This window comes from Labilithrix luteola, from assembly GCF_001263205.1.
GTDB classification, from domain to species: Bacteria; Myxococcota_A; Polyangia; order Polyangiales; family Polyangiaceae; genus Labilithrix; species Labilithrix luteola.
Genome location: NZ_CP012333.1, coordinates 2,115,975 through 2,137,011, shown reverse-complemented (window position 1 = coordinate 2,137,011; position 21,037 = coordinate 2,115,975). Strand labels below are relative to the sequence as shown.

General features: G+C 65.4%; 17 protein-coding genes. 8 read left to right on the top strand and 9 right to left on the bottom strand.

Translation table 11 applies throughout. The annotated features are described in order from the left end of the window. Positions 1–113 precede the first annotated feature (113 nt). Together AKJ09_RS09705 and AKJ09_RS09700 are read left to right on the top strand one after the other, a co-directional pair. Entirely contained in the window at positions 114–2,831 is a 2,718-nt protein-coding gene (locus AKJ09_RS09705; protein WP_146646917.1) for a bifunctional acetate--CoA ligase family protein/GNAT family N-acetyltransferase, read from the top strand. A 14-nt stretch (positions 2,832–2,845) separates the two neighbouring features. Continuing rightward, complete coding sequence (locus AKJ09_RS09700; protein WP_146646916.1) at positions 2,846–3,691, top strand: universal stress protein; 846 nt, start codon at positions 2,846–2,848, stop codon at positions 3,689–3,691. Here AKJ09_RS09700 and AKJ09_RS09695 read toward each other — a convergent pair. Continuing rightward, a complete protein-coding gene (locus AKJ09_RS09695; RefSeq protein WP_205633660.1) occupies positions 3,683–4,858 on the bottom strand; it encodes a hypothetical protein in 1,176 nt (391 codons plus the stop codon). The two genes, AKJ09_RS09700 and AKJ09_RS09695, sit on opposite strands and share 9 nt — an antisense overlap. A 255-nt stretch (positions 4,859–5,113) precedes the next feature. Between AKJ09_RS09695 and AKJ09_RS09690 the strand changes: the two genes are divergently transcribed. From AKJ09_RS09690 to AKJ09_RS09680, 3 genes are read left to right on the top strand one after another with little or no spacing between them, the layout of a single operon-like run. Continuing rightward, the gene (locus tag AKJ09_RS09690; RefSeq protein WP_169927408.1) at positions 5,114–5,698 is read left to right on the top strand and encodes a flavodoxin domain-containing protein; all 585 of its coding nucleotides are present in this window, start codon (positions 5,114–5,116) and stop codon (positions 5,696–5,698) included. 31 nt (positions 5,699–5,729) lie between these two features. Beyond that, the gene (locus AKJ09_RS09685; RefSeq protein ID WP_146646914.1) at positions 5,730–8,090 is read left to right on the top strand and encodes a phosphoketolase family protein; all 2,361 of its coding nucleotides are present in this window, start codon (positions 5,730–5,732) and stop codon (positions 8,088–8,090) included. Then, positions 8,087–9,259 (top strand): acetate/propionate family kinase, encoded by a 1,173-nt coding sequence (locus AKJ09_RS09680; protein WP_205633659.1) that lies wholly within the window; start codon positions 8,087–8,089, stop codon positions 9,257–9,259. Before AKJ09_RS09685 ends, AKJ09_RS09680 begins: the two co-directional genes overlap by 4 nt. 6 nt (positions 9,260–9,265) lie before the next feature. Here AKJ09_RS09680 and AKJ09_RS09675 read toward each other — a convergent pair whose 3' ends face one another. The 6 genes from AKJ09_RS09675 to AKJ09_RS09650 form a co-directional block, all read right to left on the bottom strand. After that, positions 9,266–10,180, bottom strand: coding sequence for a transporter (locus tag AKJ09_RS09675; protein WP_146646912.1), 915 nt, complete (start codon positions 10,178–10,180; stop codon positions 9,266–9,268). After that, the gene (locus AKJ09_RS09670; RefSeq protein WP_205633658.1) at positions 10,177–10,920 is read right to left on the bottom strand and encodes a hypothetical protein; all 744 of its coding nucleotides are present in this window, start codon (positions 10,918–10,920) and stop codon (positions 10,177–10,179) included. The genes AKJ09_RS09675 and AKJ09_RS09670 overlap by 4 nt, the downstream gene beginning before the upstream one ends. After that, positions 10,917–12,149, bottom strand: a complete 1,233-nt coding sequence (locus AKJ09_RS09665; protein WP_146646910.1) for a methanobactin export MATE transporter MbnM — start codon at positions 12,147–12,149, stop codon at positions 10,917–10,919. The genes AKJ09_RS09670 and AKJ09_RS09665 overlap by 4 nt, the downstream gene beginning before the upstream one ends. Next, on the bottom strand, positions 12,115–13,086 hold the full coding sequence (locus AKJ09_RS09660; RefSeq protein ID WP_146646909.1) for an MbnP family copper-binding protein: 972 nt from the start codon (positions 13,084–13,086) through the stop codon (positions 12,115–12,117). Before AKJ09_RS09660 ends, AKJ09_RS09665 begins: the two co-directional genes overlap by 35 nt. 74 nt (positions 13,087–13,160) lie before the next feature. Beyond that, positions 13,161–13,712 (bottom strand): response regulator transcription factor, encoded by a 552-nt coding sequence (locus AKJ09_RS09655; protein WP_146646908.1) that lies wholly within the window; start codon positions 13,710–13,712, stop codon positions 13,161–13,163. Further along, positions 13,709–15,052 (bottom strand): ATP-binding protein, encoded by a 1,344-nt coding sequence (locus AKJ09_RS09650; protein ID WP_205633657.1) that lies wholly within the window; start codon positions 15,050–15,052, stop codon positions 13,709–13,711. The genes AKJ09_RS09655 and AKJ09_RS09650 overlap by 4 nt, the downstream gene beginning before the upstream one ends. A 296-nt stretch (positions 15,053–15,348) precedes the next feature. On the opposite strand from AKJ09_RS09650, the gene AKJ09_RS09645 reads away from it, so the two are divergent. Then, complete coding sequence (locus AKJ09_RS09645; RefSeq protein ID WP_146646906.1) at positions 15,349–16,371, top strand: deoxyhypusine synthase family protein; 1,023 nt, start codon at positions 15,349–15,351, stop codon at positions 16,369–16,371. A gap of 115 nt (positions 16,372–16,486) precedes the next feature. Here the strand turns inward: AKJ09_RS09645 and AKJ09_RS09640 are convergent, their stop codons facing one another. Continuing rightward, positions 16,487–17,605, bottom strand: coding sequence for an FIST signal transduction protein (locus AKJ09_RS09640; RefSeq protein ID WP_146646905.1), 1,119 nt, complete (start codon positions 17,603–17,605; stop codon positions 16,487–16,489). A gap of 688 nt (positions 17,606–18,293) precedes the next feature. Here AKJ09_RS09640 and AKJ09_RS09635 point away from each other — a divergent pair. Beyond that, positions 18,294–19,028 carry a hypothetical protein gene (locus tag AKJ09_RS09635; protein WP_146646904.1) on the top strand — a complete coding sequence of 245 codons (735 nt, stop codon included), beginning with the start codon at positions 18,294–18,296 and terminating at the stop codon, positions 19,026–19,028. Positions 19,029–19,170: 142 nt separating this feature from the next. On the opposite strand, the gene AKJ09_RS09630 is transcribed toward AKJ09_RS09635, so the two are convergent. Beyond that, positions 19,171–19,635, bottom strand: coding sequence for a hypothetical protein (locus tag AKJ09_RS09630; protein WP_146646903.1), 465 nt, complete (start codon positions 19,633–19,635; stop codon positions 19,171–19,173). Positions 19,636–19,848: 213 nt separating this feature from the next. Here AKJ09_RS09630 and AKJ09_RS09625 point away from each other — a divergent pair, with 213 nt between their 5' ends. After that, complete coding sequence (locus tag AKJ09_RS09625; protein ID WP_169927407.1) at positions 19,849–20,931, top strand: M20 family metallopeptidase; 1,083 nt, start codon at positions 19,849–19,851, stop codon at positions 20,929–20,931. Positions 20,932–21,037: the final 106 nt, after the last annotated feature.

Sequence of the window (21,037 nt, the reverse complement as noted above, 5' to 3'; positions counted from 1 at the left end):
CATTGCAGCGCATGCCTTGCGTCATCCGTGGTCCTCGCCGGCTCGCACGTTCCGAATAGGTCGAGCCCTTTTTTTCGTGTCCGACTGGTGCGTCTCTTGCTCCCCGCCGGCACATGGACCACCTCCAGGCTCGCGATTATTCCGTGCCGGTCGTCTTGCGCGACGGTGGCTCGCTCCTCGTACGCGCCTTGCGCGCCGACGATGGACCTAGGATTCTCGAGCTATTCCACCGACTCAGTGCCGATTCGATTCGTCACCGGGCGTTCATGGCGAAGACCGAGCTCACGCCGAGCGAGGTTCACTACCTGACGAACATCGACTTCGTCCGGCACGTGGCGCTCGCCGCCGTGCTCCGCGAAGATGGGGCCGAGCACATCATCGGAGTCGGCCGGTATTGCAGTTCCGCAGAAGGTGACGGGGCCGGCCAACGCGCCGAGGTTGCCTTCAGCGTGGCCGACGAGCATCAAGGAAGAGGCATCGGTACGCTGCTGCTCGAGCACCTCGCCCGCATTGCTCGTTCGGCAGGTATCGAAGAGCTCGAAGCCGACGTGATGGCCGACAATGCAAGGATGTTGAGTGTGTTCGCGGAGAGCGGCTTTCCGGTTCGCGAGTCGATGGCGTCAGGCATCTACCGCGTGACCTTTCCGACGAGCGAGAGCGAAGCGTTCGTCCAAGCGAGTTTGAAGCGCGAACGCAAAGCGGCAGCAGAGAGCGTTCGCGTCTTCTTCGAACCCACGTCGGTTGCGGTGATTGGCGCTTCACGAAGGCCGAACACGATCGGAGGCGCCATCCTCGACAATCTACGGAAGGCCGGCTTTCGCGGTCGTATCTACCCCATCAATCCGAATGCGAAGGAGATCCGGGGACTGCCTGCATTCCCGTCGATCCGAGCCGTTGGGCAGCCCGTCGACCTCGCGATCATCGCCGTCCCAGCACGTGACGTGGAGGAGACGATCGCCGAATGCGCTCGGCTGCGCGTGCGTGGTGTCGTCGTGATCTCTTCTGGATTCGCCGAGACCGGCTCGACCGGGGCACAGGTGCAGCAGCGCCTCCGCACGCTCGTGAGGAGCTCCGGGATGCGCATGGTCGGTCCGAACTGCATGGGCGTACTCAATGCGAATCCCGAGTTTTCGCTCGATGCCACGTTCGCGCCGACGTGGCCGCCCGCTGGCAACGTATCGATGCTTTCGCAGAGCGGCGCGCTCGGCATCGCGATGCTCGACCAGGCCGCGCGACTCAACGTCGGCCTCTCGTGCTTCGTGTCCGTGGGCAACAAGGCCGACGTCTCGGGCAACGATTTGCTCTCGTACTGGGCGGACGACCCGACGACCGAGGTGATTGCGCTTTACCTGGAGAGCTTCGGTAACCCCAGGAAGTTTGCCCGCATCGCGCCCGCGGTCGCTCGACGCAAGCCCATCGTTGCCGTCAAATCCGGGAGATCGACCGCCGGTACGCGTGCCGCCGCCAGCCATTCCGCGGCATTGGCGAACGTGGACGTGTGCGTCGACGCGCTGTTCGCTCAAGCCGGGGTTCTGCGGACGACGACACTCGAAGATCTGTTCGACCTCGTCTCGCTGCTCTCCACCCAGCCGCTGCCTCGCGGGCCGCGCGTTGGCGTGGTCACGAATGCAGGAGGCCCCGGCATCCTCCTCGCGGACGCTTGCGAGGCTCAGGGCTTGAAGCTGCCCGAGCTCGAGCCCAAGACCATCGAGCGACTCCAGGCATTTCTACCGAAAGATGCGGGGCTCTCGAATCCAATCGACATGATTGCCTCCGCCACAGCGGATCAATATGCGCGAGCCATCGAGGTCGTCGCGAACGACCCGAACGTGGATGCGCTCGTCGTGATCTACATTCCGCCGCTCGTCACGACAGCCGAAGACGTCGCCGCAGCGGTCGCCAGTGCTGCTGGAAGCGTGCCGAACGACAAGCCGATTGCCACCGTCTTCATGTCGACGAAAGGCGCGCCGCCCATTCTTTCGACCGGACGAAGGGGAAAGATTCCTTCCTACAGCTATCCCGAGAACGTGGCGCTCGCCCTCTCGTCGGCCGTGCGATACGCGAGGTGGCGCGAGCGACCCCGCGGAACCGTCGTCTCGCTCGACCGGGAACGTCGCGTGTCGATCCGGCGAGAAATCGAACGCGTGACCACGGGGCGGCCTGCGCCGTTCTGGGCACCGCCGGACGTCGTCGCACGCCTCATGGAGGACGCTGACATTCCGATGGCCAAGCTCGTGGTGGCGGCGCCGACGTCCGACGCTGCGGTCGCGGCCGCGCGCGACATAGGCTATCCCGTCGTGGCCAAAGCCGTCGCCAACGGTCTCGTCCACAAGAGTGACGTCGGAGGCGTCATCCTTGGATTGGACTCCGACGAAGCGGTCAGGGCCGCGGTCGAAGCGCTCGCCGGGCGTGTCGAAGCGGCGGGATACGAGTTGAGCGGGGTGGCGCTTCAACGGCAATACTCCGGCGGCGTGGAGGCCATCGTCGGCGTGACGATGGACCCATCGTTCGGTCCGCTGATCGTTGCCGGGCTCGGCGGGGTGCAGGTCGAGCTCATGCGGGACGTTGCGTTCCGGCTCACCCCCGTTTCGGATCTCGACGCCGCAGAGATGATCGACGGTTTGCGCGGGGCCAAGCTCCTTGACGGGTTTCGTGGAGCGCCGGTCGCGGATCGGGCATCGCTTCTGGACGTCATCCAGAAGATCTCGGCGTTCGCGGACGTGGTTCCCGAACTGCTCGAGTTCGAGATCAATCCGCTCGTCGTCTTGCCGCGCGGAGAAGGCGCGATCGGATTGGACGTGCGCATGCGATTGAACGGGCACGGAGTGTGAATGGCTCGAGGTTCATGAAACGCATCCTCGTTGCCGTCGACGGTAGTCGTGAATCCGAGATCGTCGTCGCGAAAGCGGTGGAGGTTGCCCGCGACGTCGGAGGGCGCTTGTCTCTGCTGCATGTGATCGAGCCTCACCAGGCATCCCTCGTGAACGATGCGGCCTTCGACGAGTCGCGCAGGTGTCTCGAGCGTCTCGAAGCGAGCATGCCGCCGAGCTTCCGAGGCGGATGCGAAGTGCGCTTCGGCTTGGCGGCAAAGACCATCTGCGAAGCCGCAGCCTCGAAGAGTGTCGATGTCATCGTCATCGGTGCGCATGAGCACGGCGTGGTCGAGCGTGCCCTCGGAACCACGGCAGCCGAGGTCGTGAACCACGCCGACCGGACCGTCCTCGTGGTTCGCTGCCAGCCCGAGGTTCAGGAGCGCCCGTCTGCCAACGACTTCGAACGCGCGGGGGACATCCTCCGACGTGACCATCGCCGACTCGAGCAGGTCTACGAAGGTCTCGCGAGCGCCTACCGAAGGGGAGACTGGAACGAGGTCATCGAAGAGTGGAACCACTTCGAGCCGGCGCTCATGGCGCACATGGAGAGAGAAGAACGAGAGGTCTTCCCCTCGTTCCGGCTCGTCGCGCCAGAGGAAGCGAAGGCGCTCCTCGACGAACACGAACAGCTGCGCCGCCTGCTCGCGACGCTCGGCGTCCACATTGAGATCCATGCATTTCCCATGGCTGACGCCGAAGACCTGATCGAGCGCCTGCACCAGCACGAGGTCCGCGAAGCCACGGCCCTGTACCCGTTCGTCGATCTCTCGTTCGATGCGCTGGCCTTCGGTGCGCGTGACGAGCGCTCCTCACCATGACCCGCCCGGCCGACGCTCCTGCCTGCCCAGCACTCCGAATCGCGAGCCGGTGGCCGAGGCGCTCGGGGTGAGAACGAGGAACTCGTGTGGAACGAGGCTCGTCGCGAGCATCACGTCGTCGATGTCTTCGTGGTCTTTCCACGAGCGCGCTTTTTGGTGGTCCGGGTCGAGCCAGAAGGCTTCGATCTCCGTTCGCAGAGGAAGATAGTCCGAGAGCTCGGTGAGCGTCGCGCGGGCGGCGGCATCGAGTTCGTCCACGACGGGCGGCGTCGCGAGAATCGGTATGGCCGCCAAGCCGATCGCGAGACCGAGCTCGCGGAAACCGAGGCGGGCCTCCGCCGGTGACCGCAGGTCCGGATTGGACAGGTAGTGGCGTAGGCCGATGACCGCGGCTTCGAGCAGCGCCGCGACCAAGGGGCGGTCGGCACCGGCCTGCACGAGTCGCATTGCGTCGAAGAGAAGACCTCCAATGCCGAGTGGATCGTCCGTGGCGAACGACGCGTGCTCGAGCATGGACGCGAAATCGGCCGACGCGTCGGCGAGGCTCGGCTCCCGCGGAACGTCGAGCTCGGTCGACGTGGCGTCGAGCTCGGCGCAGGTGACGAAACCGTCGAGGGGATCGTGCTGACCCATGACCGCGACGAGCGGACGCGACAGATCGATGCTGAGCTTCCACGCCATTCTTCGCGCATGAGGCGGGCCGTACGAGAACGCGCGATGAGCCACCACCGCGAGCTCGCGTGCCCAGAGATGATATTTGAGGTCGCCGGTGGCGCACGCCGTCTGATCGAGCGCGTGCATCCATTTGGTGAGGTAATGGAAGTACTGGCCGTCGCGTTCCCACTCGAGGTCCGCGTCGAGCGGCACCTCCGCATCGCGTTCGGGGAATGGTTTGCCGATGCGAAGGCCGCCGTACGTGGGGTGGTCGTCGCCGTCCTCGTCGGACAGCCCGCTGATGCATCCTGGAAATCGGCGGTCGTCCCGACGATGACGACCGAGCTCGTGGTGGACGCTCTCGACCAGATCCAGCGCGAGCTCTCGGTAGTAGCCCTCGCCCGTAGCCCGCGCGAGACCGAGGAAGTTGCAAACGGCGAACGCATCGGTCCAGAGGTAGCGCCGCCGCGGGCCGGACGAGATGAGTCCCGTCCGTGCCGCGAATCGCGTCATGAGCCGTGCCGCGGTGGCCGTCCGCGTGCCTCTCGGTTCGGACGACGATGGATGGACTTCCATCGCCAGTGCGCCTGCATTCTCCGAGCCGAGCGTGTGGCGCCGGAGCTCAGGATTTCGGCGAAACGCAAAGTGTGCGCCTCGATGCATCGATTGCAGCTCCGCGTCCCGGGCGCGCGGAAAACGCACGGCGAGGCCGCGGTCGTGGTTGGCGCGGCACTTGCTCGAGCCTCGTCGGGGAATGGGGAGGCTGTCATGGCGAAGGTTCTGGTCGTATACGCGACGCGCGAGGGACAGACGCGGAAGGTCGCGGAGCGCATTGCCAAGGTCGTCGAGCGCCGCGGGCACGAGGTCGTGCTCGTCGACGTGGCTCACGTTCCTCGCACGCTGAAGCTCGGTTCGTTTCGAGGGATCTGCGTCGGAGGGCCCATTCACGTCGGCGGCTATCCGAGCGAGCTACTCCGCTTCGTGAAGCGTTACCGAGCGCGGCTCGAGTTGGTGCCGTCAGCGTTCTTCTCCGTCGGCCTGGCGGTCGCGAGTCGGACCACCGACGGACGGGCGGAGACTCTCGTGTGCGTCGATCGTTTCGTGGCGAAGTCCGGCTGGAGCCCCAGTCGGGTCGAGCTCGTGGCCGGGGCGATGCTCTATACGAAGTACAACTTCTTCGTGCGTTGGATGATGCGTAGGATTGCCGAGAAAGCCGGCGGCGATACCGATGTGTCGCGGGACTACGAGTATACGGACTGGCTCGCCGTCGAGCGGTTCGCTGCGGAGTTTGCCGAGGCCGTCGAGGGCAGTCGCTTGCTCGAGAATCCACGCCCCACGTTTGCGACGGCGTAGTCGTTGGTCGGATCGTTGCTAGGCGGAGTTCATGGCCGGCTCAATCTCTCGCGACGAGCTCCTGCGTATCGATGCGTGGTGGCGTGCTGCCAACTACCTCACCGTTGGCCAGATCTACCTGCAGGAGAATCCGCTGCTACGTGAACCGCTGCAGGCCGAGCACATCAAGCCGCGCCTGCTCGGTCACTGGGGAACCTCCCCGGGGCTGAATCTCCTCTACGCGCACCTGAATCGCATCGTTCGTGAACGAGACCTCGATGCGATCTGCCTCGCAGGCCCTGGTCACGGCGGCCCTGCCATCGTGGCGAACGTGTACCTCGAGGGCAGCTACTCGGAAGTGTACCCCCGGATCACGCGAGACGTGGCGGGCATGCGCGCTCTCTTCCGCCAGTTTTCAACGCCGGGAGGCATTCCGAGCCACGTTGGCCCGCAAACGCCGGGCTCGATCCACGAGGGCGGTGAGCTCGGCTACGTGCTCACGCATGCGTTCGGCGCCGTGTTCGACAATCCCGGCCTCGTGGCCGTTGCCGTCGTCGGGGATGGAGAGGCCGAGACGGGACCGCTCGAAGGCTCCTGGAAGGGGATCAGCTTCTTGAACCCCGTGCACGATGGCGCCGTGCTGCCCGTGCTCCACCTCAACGGATACAAGATCGCCGGACCAACGGTGCTCGGGCGCTCCTCCGACGAGGACATCGAACGATTGCTCACGGGGCATGGATATGCGCCTTGCTTCGTCGAAGGGAGCGAGCCTGAGCGCGTACACCGGGCGCTCGCAGCGGCGCTCGATCGATGCTTCGACACCATCGAGGAGATTCGACGAAGCGCGCGCGAACGTGGTCAGGCGACGGTGCGCCCGCGATGGCCGGTCCTCGTGCTCCGTACGCCGAAAGGATGGACGGGGCCGAAGGAGGTCGGCGGCGTACCCGTCGAAGGCACCTTTCGCGCGCACCAGGTTCCGCTAAATGCCGTGCGCACGAACTCCGAGCATCGCGCGATGCTCGAGCGATGGATGAAGAGCTACCGGCCCGAGGAGCTGTTCGATGCCGCGGGTCGATTGCTCCCGGACGTCGCGCGCCTGGCGCCGTCCGGCGATCGGCGGATGGGTAAGAACCCCCACACCAACGGGGGCCTCCTCGCGAAGCCGCTCGAACTCCCCGACTTCAAGAGCTACGCCATCGACGTTCCACGCCATGGGGCCGAGGCTCACGAATCGACGCGTCGACTCGGCATGATGCTGCGCGACATCTATCGTACCAATCCAAAGAACTTTCGCCTCTTCTGCCCTGACGAGACAAATTCGAATCGCCTGGGTGCCGTCTTCGAGCTCGAGGATCGCTGTCTCGTCGAGCGCACGATTCCAGCAGACGAGCACGTTTCGCCGAGCGGCCGCGTGATGGAGGTGCTCAGCGAACACAACTGCGAGGGGTGGCTCGAAGGCTACGTGCTCACGGGGCGCCACGGCCTCTTTGCCACCTACGAGGCCTTTGCGTTGATCGTGGCTTCGATGACCACGCAACATGCCAAATGGCTCGAGGCGTCGGCGGAGCTCCCGTGGCGTGCATCCGTTCCGTCCCTGAATCTGCTCTTGACGTCGACGTGCTGGCGCAACGACCACAACGGGTTCAGTCATCAAGGGCCTGGCTTCATGGACACGATCCTCTCGAAGAAGGGGACCGTGGCACGCATCTACCTGCCGCCGGATGCGAACTGCCTCTTGTCGATCGCCGATCGCTGCCTGCGAAGCAAAAATTGCGTCAATCTCGTCATCATCGACAAGCAGCCACAATTGCAATGGCTGCCGATGGACGAAGCACGTGAGCACTGCGCGCGCGGCGCTTCGGTTTGGAACTGGGCGAGCTCCGACGAGGGACGCACGCCCGATGTCGTGCTGGCTTGCGCAGGCGACATCGCGACCCTCGAGACGTTGGCTGCTGCGTGGTGGCTACGGAAGAAGGCGCCGGAGCTCCGCGTGCGCGTGGTCAACGTCGTCGACCTCATGTCGCTCGCATCGCCTTCCGAAAACGAGCACGGCATGACCGCCGACAGGTTCGAGTCACTCTTTACCGCCGACACCGATGTCGTCTTTGCGTTTCATGGATATGCGGGCGCGGTTCACCAACTCCTGCATGGTCGGCCCCGTCCATCGCGCTTCCACGTGCGCGGATATCGCGAGGAAGGAAGCACCACCACGCCCTTCGACATGGTCGTCTTGAACGAGACGAGTCGATTCCACCTCGTCATCGAGGCTCTCCGTCGCTCGCGACGACCGTGCGAGCACGGCGAGCTTCTCGCCGACGAGTGCCGGGAGCTCCTGAAGAAGCACTCCACCTACGTGCGCGAGCACTTCGAAGACATGCCGGAGATTCGAAGTTGGAGATGGGGGGAGCCATGAGCTCCGTCGAAGAGCGGGTTCTTTGCGTCAACAGCGGCTCTTCGTCTCTGAAGTTCGCGCTCTTCGCGTCCTACGGAGAACGGCTCGATACGCTGGCGACCCTGGCGGTCCAGAACATCGGCGGTGCGCGCGGCCGCGTCGTGCTGCGCTCGAATCGAGGGGGGCGTGAGCTCGAGGCCAATCACCTCGACCACGCGCAGGCATTCGAGACGGCCTTTTCGCTCCTCGAAGAGGCCCAGGCAGGCCCCTTCTCGATCGTCGGGCATCGCATCGTCCATGGCGGTCCTCGCTACGTCGAGCCGGCCCTCGTCGACCCAACGCTCGTGGCGAATCTACGAGCGATCGTGCCCCTGGCTCCGCTTCATCTGCCGTCGTCCATCGCCGGCATCGAGGCCGTCGCGCGGCGTTATCCCGCCGTTCCGCAGGTGGCCTGCTTCGACACCGCATTTCATTCGTCGATGCCCGAGGTCGCACGACGATTGCCGCTCACCGACGGCATCGACGGCGCCGGTGTTCGTCGCTACGGATTTCACGGCCTGTCGTACGAATACGTCATGTCGACGTTCGGGCCCACGGCGCCGCGACGCGTGGTCATCGCGCACCTCGGCAACGGCGCCAGCCTCGTGGCGGTCGAGAACGGCAAGAGCGTCGACACCACGATGGGCTTCACGCCCGCCGGAGGAGTCATGATGGGAACACGACCGGGCGACCTCGACCCGGGCGTTCTCCTGCACCTGCTACGTCAGGAGAAGCTCTCGCCCGATGCGCTCGCGCAGGTGATCGAGCGCGAGGCGGGCCTCGTCGGCGTCGGCGGAACGTCGGACATGAAAGAGCTCCTCGCGCGGTCCCGCTCCGACGAACGAGCCAAGCTGGCGATCGCGATGTTCTGCCGGAGCGTGCGAAAGGCGATTGCCGGCCTCGCCTCGATTCTCGGCGGCATCGACGTCCTCGTCTTCACCGGCGGCATTGGCGAGCACGCGGCCGAGGTGCGGGAGGGAGTCTGTGATGGGCTCTCGTTCATGGGCATCGAGCTCGACCGCGCAAAGAACGATCGCGCCGAAGACGTGGTGAGCACGAGCACGAGTCGCTGCGTGGTTCGCGTCGTTCGCACCGATGAAGATGCGATGATCGCAAAGCATTCGCTCCGAATCGCCCGCGCGAACCGCTGAGGACGTTCAAAAGTCGTAGGCAAAGCCCAATCCCAGGACGGCGCCTTCGTGGTGGTAGCCGGCGAGTGCTTGCACGACCGGAAGGCGTACGGAGACGACGACGAGGAGATCCATCAGCGGGCTCACGATGACCTCGGGCGAGACGAATCCGATGAATCCGCTGGAATCGCGCTCTGGCCGGCCGTCTTCGTACGAGCGCGCGTCGAGTCGCGTGTCCACGCCGAGTCGCAGGGCGAGAGCCGACGAGAGCTGGTACTGCGCGGACGTCGTCGTGCGAAGCGATGGGCTTGCGCGAAACTCGCTCGTGCCGCGCAGTGGCATCGAGCCTTGGACACTCGCGTAGAAGGACCACGGTCGCGCGAAGAATGCGTAGCTCATGCCGAGGAGCGGATCCCACGAGCCAGTGCCCGGCTGCGCCTCGATAGGCAAGTACGTACCGTCCGTCTCGCTGCGCTGTCGAGGCGCGGTGGGGATCTTCAGCCCGGCGGTGATGGCGTAGAGATGGCGAGGGGCGAAATCGCGATCGGTGGCCACGAACGCCTTGGCCCGGAGCTCGACGTCTCCCATGGCCGTGGTGCGCGTCTCCCCTTCGTTGACGTATCGAATGGTTCGATGGAGGGCCGGGAACGTTCCCATCAGGAACAAGCGGTCGCTCGGGGCCCAGGCGAGCTGTGCGTCGAGCCTCGTCTCGCGCAGGCGGATCTCGTCGACGCCGGGCTCGCCGATGTCGTCGGTTCGATGGCGTGCGTCGAGCGACACGCGCAGGCGATCGCGGAACGGCTTCTCGGCTCCCATCGCGGTCAGCGTGGGATCGCCGCATCCGCAGGTCGCGCATGCGTCGACGCGCGCGCTATGCGTGAGTGCTGCCGCGAGGCCGACGACGAGGAGGGCCGCCCGTGTCGATAGGCGAACGCGACTCATTCGACCCGTGCTCCGAGCGCGGCTCGCAAATTCTGGAGCACGCGTGTGGCCGATTCGCTTTCGTCCGCGTCGAAATCGACGCCGTCGAACCAGTGGGCGTCGGTTTTCACGAGGAGAACGCGCGCGGCGCGGCGTCCATCGGTCGAGAGCTTCGTCTCGGGTATCGTGAGCTCGACGTCGAACGACGCCGTCGACGACAGCTGAAAGGCTCGAGGGCTGCTGCCGTCGGCCTGGTAGGTTCCTTCGACGAGCATGCTCTTGCCGAGCATCGAACCGTCAGCCGGAAGTCCGATTGCGTCGCCGTCGGCCGCGAGGATCGTCTGCTTTACTTTGCAATACGATCCTGGCGGCGGATGGAGCTCGCCGGCCCGCGTTGTCGTCTCGGACGCCGCAAGCAGTGATTCCACGTTCGGTACGCCGAGCAGCGTGGGAGAGCCGACGACGTGCGCGTGCACCTCTCGCATGCGAAACGGCTGCCACCAAGCTCGTGACGACGGTGCGGCGCTGCAGGCGAGGATCTCGACGGACCCCGTCGTTAGATATCCGCGCGTCAGAACGATCCGCAGGCCGCGGTCGCTTTCGAAGAGGCGTGTCGACGCGGAGGCGGGCGGCTCGGCCGGAGCCTCGATGTCGACGGACACGGTGATACCCTCCGTCGAGCTCGACGAACAGCCACCGAGCCATGCGAGAATGCCGAGCGAGGCGACGATTGCGCGCCTGACCTCTTTGCGCGTCATCACGGCGCTCCCCACGGATCGGCGAAGCGCGGATCGTGAAGGAACGCCTCGTCGGTGAGGCTCTCGAGGAAGTGCACGAGGTCGGCCTTCTCGGCGTCCGAGATCAAGAAGCCTTGCATGAATTCGCTCTTCAGTGGGCTCTTGGCGCCGTCGCCGGCGTTTGCGCCGCTCTCGATCTTCCTCCCGCCGCGGGCGTAGTGATCGATGACTTCACCGAGCGTGGCGATGCTCCCGTCGTGCATGTAGGGCGCGGTCACGGCAACGTTGCGTAGCGTGGGCGCTTTGAATCGGCCCATGTCTCGGGGTTCACCGGAGATATCGATCAATCCGCGACTCGCCGCAGGATAGGCGCCTTGCCCGTCGAGGTTGTAGAGCGCCGTATTGTGGAATGCCATCTCGGTGATGACCGTTCCTTCGTGCGAAACGTTGTCGGCAAATCCGAAGCTACCGTGGCAGTGGAAGCACTCGGTGCGTTCGGAGAAGAAGAGATCCCGCCCGCGCTTGGCGGATTCGTCGAGGGCGCCCGAATCGTGTCCGTAGACGTAGCGGTCGTAGGCCGAGCCGCCGGAGACGATGGTGCGCTCGAAGTTGGCAATCGATTTGACCACGTGATCGATCGAGATGGCCTCGGCTTCGCCGGGAAATGCCTTCGGGAACATCTCGGCGTAGAGAGGCTCGTCGCGGAGCCGCTCGAGCAAAGCCTGTTCCTGTCCGACGAGACCGAGCTCCACGGGCGTCTCTCCGAACATCGGAACCAGCGCCTGCTTCTCGAGCGTGCCGAGCAAGTCGTTGGCCCACGTGAGCGCGCTCGCGTAGCCGACGTTGACGAGGCTCATGGAGCTTCGCGGGTGGACTTGTCCCGTCGAACCGAGGGCATTGGCGAGTCCGTCCGTGAATGCGCGTTTGGGGTCGTGGCACGACGCACACGAATACGTGCCGTTCCCCGAGAGCCGCTTGTCGTAGAAGAGCCTTCGTCCGAGCTCGACCTTTGCGACCGAGATCGGATTGTCCGCGGGGACTTTGGGCTTCGGAAATCCCGCAGGGAGGTGCCATTCGTAATCGCCTTCGACGACCACGCTCGCCTCCGCTCCGGCATCGACGGCGGTCTGCTCACTCGTTCCGTCGCTCGACGTGGAACAAGCGGCGATGCTCGCGACGAGCACCGACACGACTGGCGCGCACCCGCCGACGAGCGCCCTATTCGACCCTGAAGAGAGCTTGATGCGTCGCATCGGGCTGGCCAGTGGTGGGGTTGATTCCGAATCGAGCGAGGAGTGCGGGGCATTCGGGATCGGTGGTGCCCGACATGCACCCCGGGGCTCCCCCGCCGTTGGTGGTGAGGTCGTTGCCGGCCACGAGCGCCTTGTAGTCGACGAGAATGGTCTTCTTGGTCGGGTCGAATCCGCGGAGAACGACCTCGCCGACGTTCGGCCTCTCGCACGAAGTGACGACGCCACCGTTCGCGGGGTCGCCCTGGCAATCCGTACTACCGAGGTGGATGCTGAAGACGCTCTCGTCCATCTCCATGCCTCCGTCCATGGGCATTCCGGCATCCATCGACATACCGGCGTCGACGGCGGGGCTACGACCGTCGATGCGCGCGAACTTGTAACCGCCGTTCCAGCTCCAGAAGAGGCCACTCAGGTTCAGCGGAGAAGGCGCGGTGGCCACGTCGGCGTGGTTGAGCTCGAACGGAACGCCGATTTCGAATTTGATTCCCGTGTAGCTGCCGGAGGCAATCGAACCTCGCAGGGTGGTGTTCACGTCGGTGGTGCCGTTGATACACGTGCCCGATTTGTCCTCGAAGTCGAGCAGCGCGAGATTCTGGTATTGCCACTTACCGTCGCTGGCGAGGGTGAGCGGCACGTCCACGCCGTCGTCTCGAATCAAGCGTACGTCGTGCACGTAGACGCGGAAATCGAGCGGTTCGATGGTGGCAGCCGTCGTGCCCATGCCCGCTGCGAGCTTCGAACACGAGAATCGGTCCGCTCCGACCCGTGCCTCGAATCCGATGGTGACGGCGTCGCCTGCGTCGCCGGAAATACTGCCATCGCCGCGTTCGGCGCCGGCGTCTGGATTGGCAGCCGTCGTCTCCTCATCGTCGTTGCAAGCAGCCACGATGCCCAAGAGGGCGAGAGGAAATACGAAGGTCGTGATGGCGATTCGCATGTCGCCTCTCTACCAACGCGCGTCTCGCCAGCCTGCGTGGCAAGTCGTCGCGCCCTGTCGATTCCCGACGATGCTCAGCGGCGAACGGGATTCTTCGAGAGCTTGCGCTGGAGCGAACGCCGATGAATTCCGAGTGCGCGGGCGGCTTGCGTCACGTTGCCGTTGCAGTCGTTGAGCGTGCGTTGAATGTGTTCCCATTCGACGCGCGCCAGGCTCGGAATCTCTGCCGTGTCCGCGTGTCCGTCACCGGTGCGCCTCGTCGTACCTTCGAGGGCGGCGACGATCTGATCGGCATCGGCCGGCTTCGTCAGGTAGTCGACGGCGCCGAGCTTCACGGCTTCCACCGCCGTGGCGATGGATCCATAGCCGGTGAGCACCACCACGCGCGTGGCCGGGTCGATGGCGACGAGGTCGCGCACGAGATCCATGCCCGACGGCCCCGGCATGCGCAAGTCGACGACGGCCCATTCCGGGCTTTCGCTTTGCGCCAAGCGGCGCGCTTCCTCGACGTTCCGCGCGCCCTGGACCTCGTGGCCGCGATCGGCGAGTGCGCGAATCAACCGTTCGCGGAAGCGATCGTCGTCGTCGACCACGAGGATCGAGCGGGGCGGGGAGGAGGGGCTCATCGCACGCCACCAGGGACTTCGAGGACGAACGTGCTACCGCGGCCGACGCTGCTCTCGACGGTCAGCGAGCCGCCCACGCGCTCGGCGAAGCTGCGCGCGATGAAGAGACCGAGACCCATGCCGCGCCCGCTCTTCATCGAGAAGAATGGCTCTCCGAGTCGCGAGAGAACGTCTTCCGGCATTCCGCTGCCGCAGTCTTCGATCGAGAAGGCCACGCGACTTCCGAACGCGCCGACGCGCATCACGACGCGCGACCGATTCTCCTGCGCGGAGGCGTCGAGGGCATTCGAGACGAGGTTGACGAGCACCTGCACGAGCGTTTCGTCGGGCACCGTCACGAACGCCGAGCGTTCGGCTGAAACGATGTCGACGTCGGACAAGCGTTCCTTGTCGAGCGAGGCTCGAACGCGCGTCACGACGGCCTCGGTGGAGATCTCGCGGGGTGCTGCGCCTTGGGCGGCCCCTGCATCGGAGGCCAGCTTGGCGATGATCCGGCGGCACCGCTCGGCTTCTTCACGAACGAGCTGTGCATCGCTCGAGAGCGACGCCCGATCGAGGCGGCCCTCGGGCATGACGGCGGCGCGTTCGAGCTCTTTCGCCACGAGCGCGATCGTCGCGAGGGGCGTTCCGAGCTCGTGCGCCGCGCCCGCGGCGAGCGTCGAAAGCGATGCCGCCTTTTCCGTGCGCGCTGCCCAATCACGAAGAGCGACCATCTCGCGTTCCCGCCGCTCGAGCGCGCGCGCCACGCGATAAACGAAGTACCCGACGAACGCCGCGGCGACGGCATAGGCCACGAGCATCCCTCGCAAGTGGAGGTCGAGCGATTCGTGCCCTCCGTGGAGATGATGGGCGTGCGGGCTCGTCTCGGTCCCGAGGAACAGCGTCCCGAATCCGAGGCACGTCGTTCCGGCCACGATGAGCGTCGCGCGCCCGTCGAGCAAGAGCGCGGCGAGCACCACGTGAACCAGGTAGAGAACGGAGAAGGGGTTCATCGCGCCGCCGGACGCTCGAAGCGCGAGCGTGAGGAGCATGCCGTCGAGGACGAGGACGGCCGCGAGGAGCATGCGCGACGTGGGCCGCCCGCGCTTGGACCATCCGAGGAGTGCCAGATTGGTCAGGATGGTCACCGATGCCGCCGCACCGACCGCCTGAGCATCGACGGGCGTTCCGAGAAACCACGTCACGCCCGCGGCGACGAACATCTCCGCGACCACGAACGCCCAGCGCAGACGAACGAGCCAAGCGAGCCCGATGGTCGGGGCCGAGTCGATGTGCGGAGCTTGATCCGGCCGACCGGACAGAACGTGACGGCTCACCGCGCGCGATGATTGCTCGGCCACGGGCGTTATGCCAGCGGAGCGCGGAACGGAGGAGCTAGGCGATGGTGACGCTGCAAGCACGACGAACACTCACGGCTCGAAACGAGTGCGAGTCGCCCGGTTCTTAGTCGAAGGTCGGCCGCGCGAGGGCGTGGCGAATCGTCGCGGCCCCAGGAACGGGGAGCGAACGCCGAGAGAACGTCGTAAGGGGGCAAAGGCCGTGCTACGAACCGCTTGATTCGTGCTACGCGTGCTAGCGAGTGCTCGGAAGTGCTACGAAGCGCTGTTTGCCAGAGGCTCACCGAGGAACCATCACCATGTCGACGTCGTCGCTTCCCACCCTCGAGTTCGTTCTCAGGAACTTCAAGAACTTCAACGCCCGCGCCACGCGCGACGCTCTGCTCGCCTACGTCCGTCACATCGAGAGCGGCGGGCGCATGTTCTGGGCCGTCGCCGGCGCGATGTCCTCGGCGCAGCTCGGCATCACGCTCGCGCCCGCCATTCGCGCGGGGTTGATCCACGGGCTCTCGGTCACGGGCGCGAACCTCGAGGAGTCGCTCTTCAGGCTCGTGGCGCACGACAGCTACAAGGACTTCCCCGAGTATCGCTACTTCACCAAGAAGGACGACACGCGGATTCTCGAAGAGCGCATGCGCCGGGTGACGGACACCAGCATCCCCGAGGACGAGGCGTTCCGTGCCGTCGAGAAGTTCGTCGTCCCGATGTGGAAGCGCGCGACCGAGAACAACGAGCGCCGCTTCTGGCACGAATACTTCTACGAGCTGGTGCAGACCATCCCGGCGACGCTGCACCAGGGGCGCCCGGAGGAATGCTGGCTCCTCGCCGCGGCGGAAGCGAAGCTTCCGGTCGTCGTGCCCGGCTACGAAGACTCGACGTTCGGGAACATCTTCGCGTCCCACGTCAAGCACGCCGAGTGCAGCGCGAGCACGGTGAAGTCGGGCATCGAGTACATGGCGGCGTTCTACGATCAGTATCGCGAGCTCTCGTCGGGCGCCGGGGTCGGGTTCTTCCAGATCGGTGGCGGCATCGCGGGTGACTTTCCGATCTGCGTCGTCCCCTCCATCAAGTACGATCTCGAGCAGCCCGTGAAGCCGTGGGCGTACTTCTGTCAGATCTCCGATTCGACCACGTCGTACGGCTCGTATTCCGGCGCCACGCCGAACGAGAAGATCACCTGGGACAAGCTCACGGAAGACACTCCGATGTTCGTCATCGAGTCCGATGCGACCATCGTGGCGCCGCTGATCTTGTCGTCGCTTCTCGAGTACAAGCAGCACCCCACCGAAGCGAAGCAGCTGATCGCGCGCTACACCACCTGAGCGCGGTCGCCTGAAACGGCGAAACGCCCGGAGCAACGGACCGAAGCCCTCGGCGGGCCGTGTCCGTGGCTCACGGGCGTTTGTCTGATGTGCGAGCGAATCAGGTGCGCGCGAATCAGTTCTTGCCGAACGCTACGCCGACGAGCGTTTGGTTGATGTGACCCAGGTGGGTCTCGCCGTTCGTGTGGCAGCCCGCATGCGGGAACCGCGAGAGCACTTCGTGGTACGCGGCCGTCGAGCCGTGGATGTTCGCTTCGATCATGCGATAGGCACAATTGAAGAGAACGGCGCTTTGAATCTGACCGAGTCGGCTTTCGACCTCGGCGAGCTTGTCGCGCGTGTCGGCCACGAGGTCGAGCGGACGCATCACGTCGAGCGACGTGCCCTCGATGATCTGGCAAGCGAAGAGGACGCCCTTGCCCTCGACGCGGACACCGCTGCGTAGCCAGGCGGTGCCTTCGATCATGAGGCCGAGCGGCCGCATGAGGAAGTCACCGAAACCGAGCTCCTCGGGGGACTTCTTGGCCTCTTCGGCGAACCACGTCGTCGCCGGAATGCCGTCGATCTCTTCGACGATCCGCGCGTCGGTGCCTACCTTCGTGATCTTCACGGAGCGGCCGGTCGATTCGAAATTGCACGCGTGGATGATCTCGAACGGCACCGCCGTCCCCAGCACGGCGAGCGCGCAGCCGTCGGCCGCCAATTCGCCATCGCAGTAGGCCCAGGTCTTCGAGAACTTGATGTCGTCGCCGGCGGAGCCACCGACGAAGCGAACGAACGGAGCTGCGTTGCCGAGGGCGGCATTGATCGCTTCTTCGTGTCGGGTGGCGCCTTCGACGAGGGCGAGGCCAACCGTCGTGTCGTAGGGCATGTCGCGCAGGGGGCGTCCGAGCTTTCGGCTCAATCGCTCGGTCGACGCCGAGATGCCAACGTCGACGCCGCCATCGATCCGCGCGAGGTCCGCGGCGCACGTGGGCGCGACGGCGCGTTCGATGATCATCGCCGAGACCGCGTGCTGGGCGTTGCCGCCGTCTGCGAACGAGCCGTTGCTCGAGCACCCGATCACGGAGGCGTTGGGGAAGGCTTTGCGAAGGGCATCGCCGAGGATGACGCCGTCGTGGTCGACGTGAGCGAAGAACACCACCAGCGCAGCGTCGGCGGCGGTGAGCTTCGACGTGATTTCGCGCGCTGCCAGTTGGGAGTCTTTCTCGGTCGAGAATGCGGATTGCGACATGACTACTTCGCTCCCAACGTGACGCCCATGTTCGCGAGCGCTGATTCCACTTTGCGGATCACGGCGGGGTCGCGATCCTGCTCGGAAGAGATTTGTTTGAGGTTTACACCTGTCTGCAAGATCAGACGGGTGTTGATGCAGGTGAAGATTGTAGGCCCATCGAGCGATGCTCGGAGGCGCGATGCCAGGTCTAGGAGACTTGAGGCAGGCATGAAGTCACCGTCCTGCCATCGAGATTACGAGAAGCCCCTTGCGCCGATCAACCGAGCGCTCGATTGAAGCGTGAAGATCGTCTTACGCCGACGCGTCCGCCCATATCCGGCCGCAATGACTCGTTCTTTGTCCGGGAGGAGCGTCCGTCCATGGCCCGCTGTGCTGCGACGCGGCATGGGCGATCGACGTCGGAGCCTGGCAAGCCGATTGACCTGTCATCGCGTACAGATGGTCGGCGCCGGTTCCTCACTGGTGACGGGCTCGGCGTGCTCGCGTGCTCGCGTGCTCGCGTGCTCGCCGCCCCGGAACTCGTTCGGTTTCCGTTTGGGTTCACGTGACCGTCGCGTTGGGAATCCGACGTCGCCGGGGACGAATCTCCACGGAGCCAGCCGAGAACACGCACCGTTTCGAGCGGCCGGGGGCGTGCCAATCGGCCGAGCCATACCCATCGGGATTGCGCTAGCCTTGGGCGCGCATGAATTACGGCGCACCGCCCGCAGGTGGTTTCGGTACTCCTCCCCATCCCATGGGACCAGGTGGTCCGCCGGGGTTTGGACCCCCGGGGTATGGCCCGCCGGGGCCGCCGCCAGGACCGGGCGGTCCCCAAGGGATGGGCGCACCTCCCCTCCGCCTCGTCGACGTGCCGGCCGCGGCTCGTATCGATGAGACCTTCGGGTGGTTTCCGGCGTCCGTCGTCGTGGCGGGGGTTCTCGGCGTGATCGGCGCTGTGATCACCGCCATCCAAGAAGGCGGCTTCGATCTGCCGATGCTGCAGCTCACCGGCGGCGCCATCGTCGCCATCTTCGTGTTCGGCTTCTGGGAGTTCTGGCGTCGAAAGCGCCGCACCTCGGTGGTGCTCTCACCCGATCGTCGTCTCGCCATCTATCGCAAGGGACAGCTCGCGGGGGTGGCGACGTTCGATCAGGTCACCCACTTCCGGTTGAGCCCCATCAACACGCTTCGTGAGTGCATGTTGTTCGGTGTCGTCGGCGTGGGAGGCATCCTGACGGGCCTCGCGTCGATTGCGGGGCCGAAACCCTCGCTTGCAGTCTGGACGCTGGCGGGCGGCGTGGGCGGCTGCATGGCCCTCATCAGCACCGTGTGGAGCCGAGTCATGTGCAGCCACTATTACATCCCGAAGGGCAACCACACCGAGACGGTGGTGCTTCGCAGGTCCGATCTGTCGCGTGTCGGCTGGCCGATGACCTGATCGATTCTCGACGCGCCTCGAAGCATGGAGCGACGGCCTGCGCTTCGACCCGTTGCCGTCGAAGCGCACCGTCTGTTCCGCGCGGAATACGAGCGACTTCTTCGGAACCTCGAGACGTCGAACGGGCGGTGCCGGTTCGTCTCTACCGTGCCGACGTCGGACGAGGTCGCTCGTTATCGGTTCCACCATCGGCGCGCCGACCCGCACGTGACGTTTCGACGGCGCCGTCGAGGGCGGTCCGAAGCTTCACGATGTCCGGTGTGCCGTCGCGCACGAAGAGGAGATCTTCCGTCTCCCCGGTGCGTTCGTTCGAGACACCGATGACGAATCGCCGACCGGTCTCGCGTTGCAGGACGACGAGCGTATCGACGATTGCCTGGATGTCGTCGAACCACCCCGCCGGTCTCTTCTTCGGCAGGGCCAGGTTCAGTCCGAGATCCCAGTGGACGGCATTGGAGGCTTCGACTTCGCGCTGGTTGACCACCCAGACGTCCGACGAAATCCAACTGCGCGTCCCGACCAGCTCATCGAGTCGAGTTTCGATTTGATCGACGACGCTCTCGAGGTCCGCGCCGTCGACGTAGGCATAGAGGATGTCTTTCGCCATCCCAAACCCTACCACCCGATCTCGTGCGCGCTGCTCGCGGCAAGACGAATGCGAGCGGCCGGAGACCGCCGCGTTGCGAGGTCTCACTCAGGTCTTCAATTGCGACCTCGACGTGCGGCGCGAGCTCACGCGCGTGCCTTTCTGCGGAACCCGTGCACCACGAGCGCGACGATGTGGACGCCCGCCGGTCGGCGGGATAATCGGCACGACGTCATGAGTGATCCGGTCTCGCTTCTTGCCGAGCTTGTCGCCTTCCGTACCGACGTCGAGGAGGGCAACGAACGCCCTCTCGCGGATCACCTGGCTGCCCTTTTGCGGGCGCGCGGGGCCGACGAGGTCACCGTGGCCGACGCGCCCAGGGCCCAAGGCAAGCCGTCATCGTACGTCTACGCGCGATTCGGGCGGCCGAAGCTGCTCGTGAACGCCCATCTCGATACCGTGCCCCCGAACGCGGATTGGTCGTCCGACCCGTTCGTTCCGCGCATCGAAGGTGACCGCCTCTATGCGCTCGGTGCGGCCGATACCAAGGGCGCCGCCGCGGCCATTCTCTCGGCGCTCGACGACGCGAAGCCCACCGATACCGGCATTCTCTTCTCCGGTGACGAAGAGTGGAGTGGCGTTGCCATTCGCGACTTCGTGGGCAGTGCACACTTTGCCGGTCTCGAGCGCGCGATCGTGTGCGAGCCGACGAACCTCCGTGCCGGCACCCGCCACCGCGGCATCGGCTCGTTCGAGGTCGACGTCACGAGCCCTGGCGGGCATTCGTCGCTCGCCGACAAGCTGCCTTCGCCGATTGCCATGCTTTCGAGGCTCGGCGTTGCGCTCGACGATTGGGCGCGCGCACATCGCGACGTCGGGCCCAAGGGCTTCGAGGGCATGTGCCTCAACCTCGCCAAGCTCGAAGGTGGTGTCGCATTCAACGTGATCCCCGCGCATGGCCGATTGGTCGTCTCCCTGAGGCCGCCGCCGGGGTTCGACACCGTGGCCATTCGCGCGGAGCTCGAAGCCATCATCGCGAAGGCCCTCCCCGAAGCGAAGACACGCTTCACGCGTGACAACCCCACGTTCGCCACGCGCGACCTGAAGTCGTTCGAGCCGCTCCTCGGCAAGATCGCCGCAGCTCCGATCGACCTCGGGTTCTGGACGGAAGCCGCCGTGCTGGCCGCGAACGGGGTCGATGCGGTCGTCTTCGGCCCCGGCGACATCGCCCAGGCGCACGGGCCGAACGAGTGGGTGCCGATCGACGAATTGCATCGCGCACGCGAGATTTTCCGCGCGATGTTCGCCCAGTCGTAGCTTCCGGTCCCCGTCGCGTGGGATCACGGGCGCCGAGGTGGGCACAGGCTCGTCGACCAGCTCAGCCAGGAGAAACCCTTGCAGGCTCGGCCATTCGGTCTTTCGA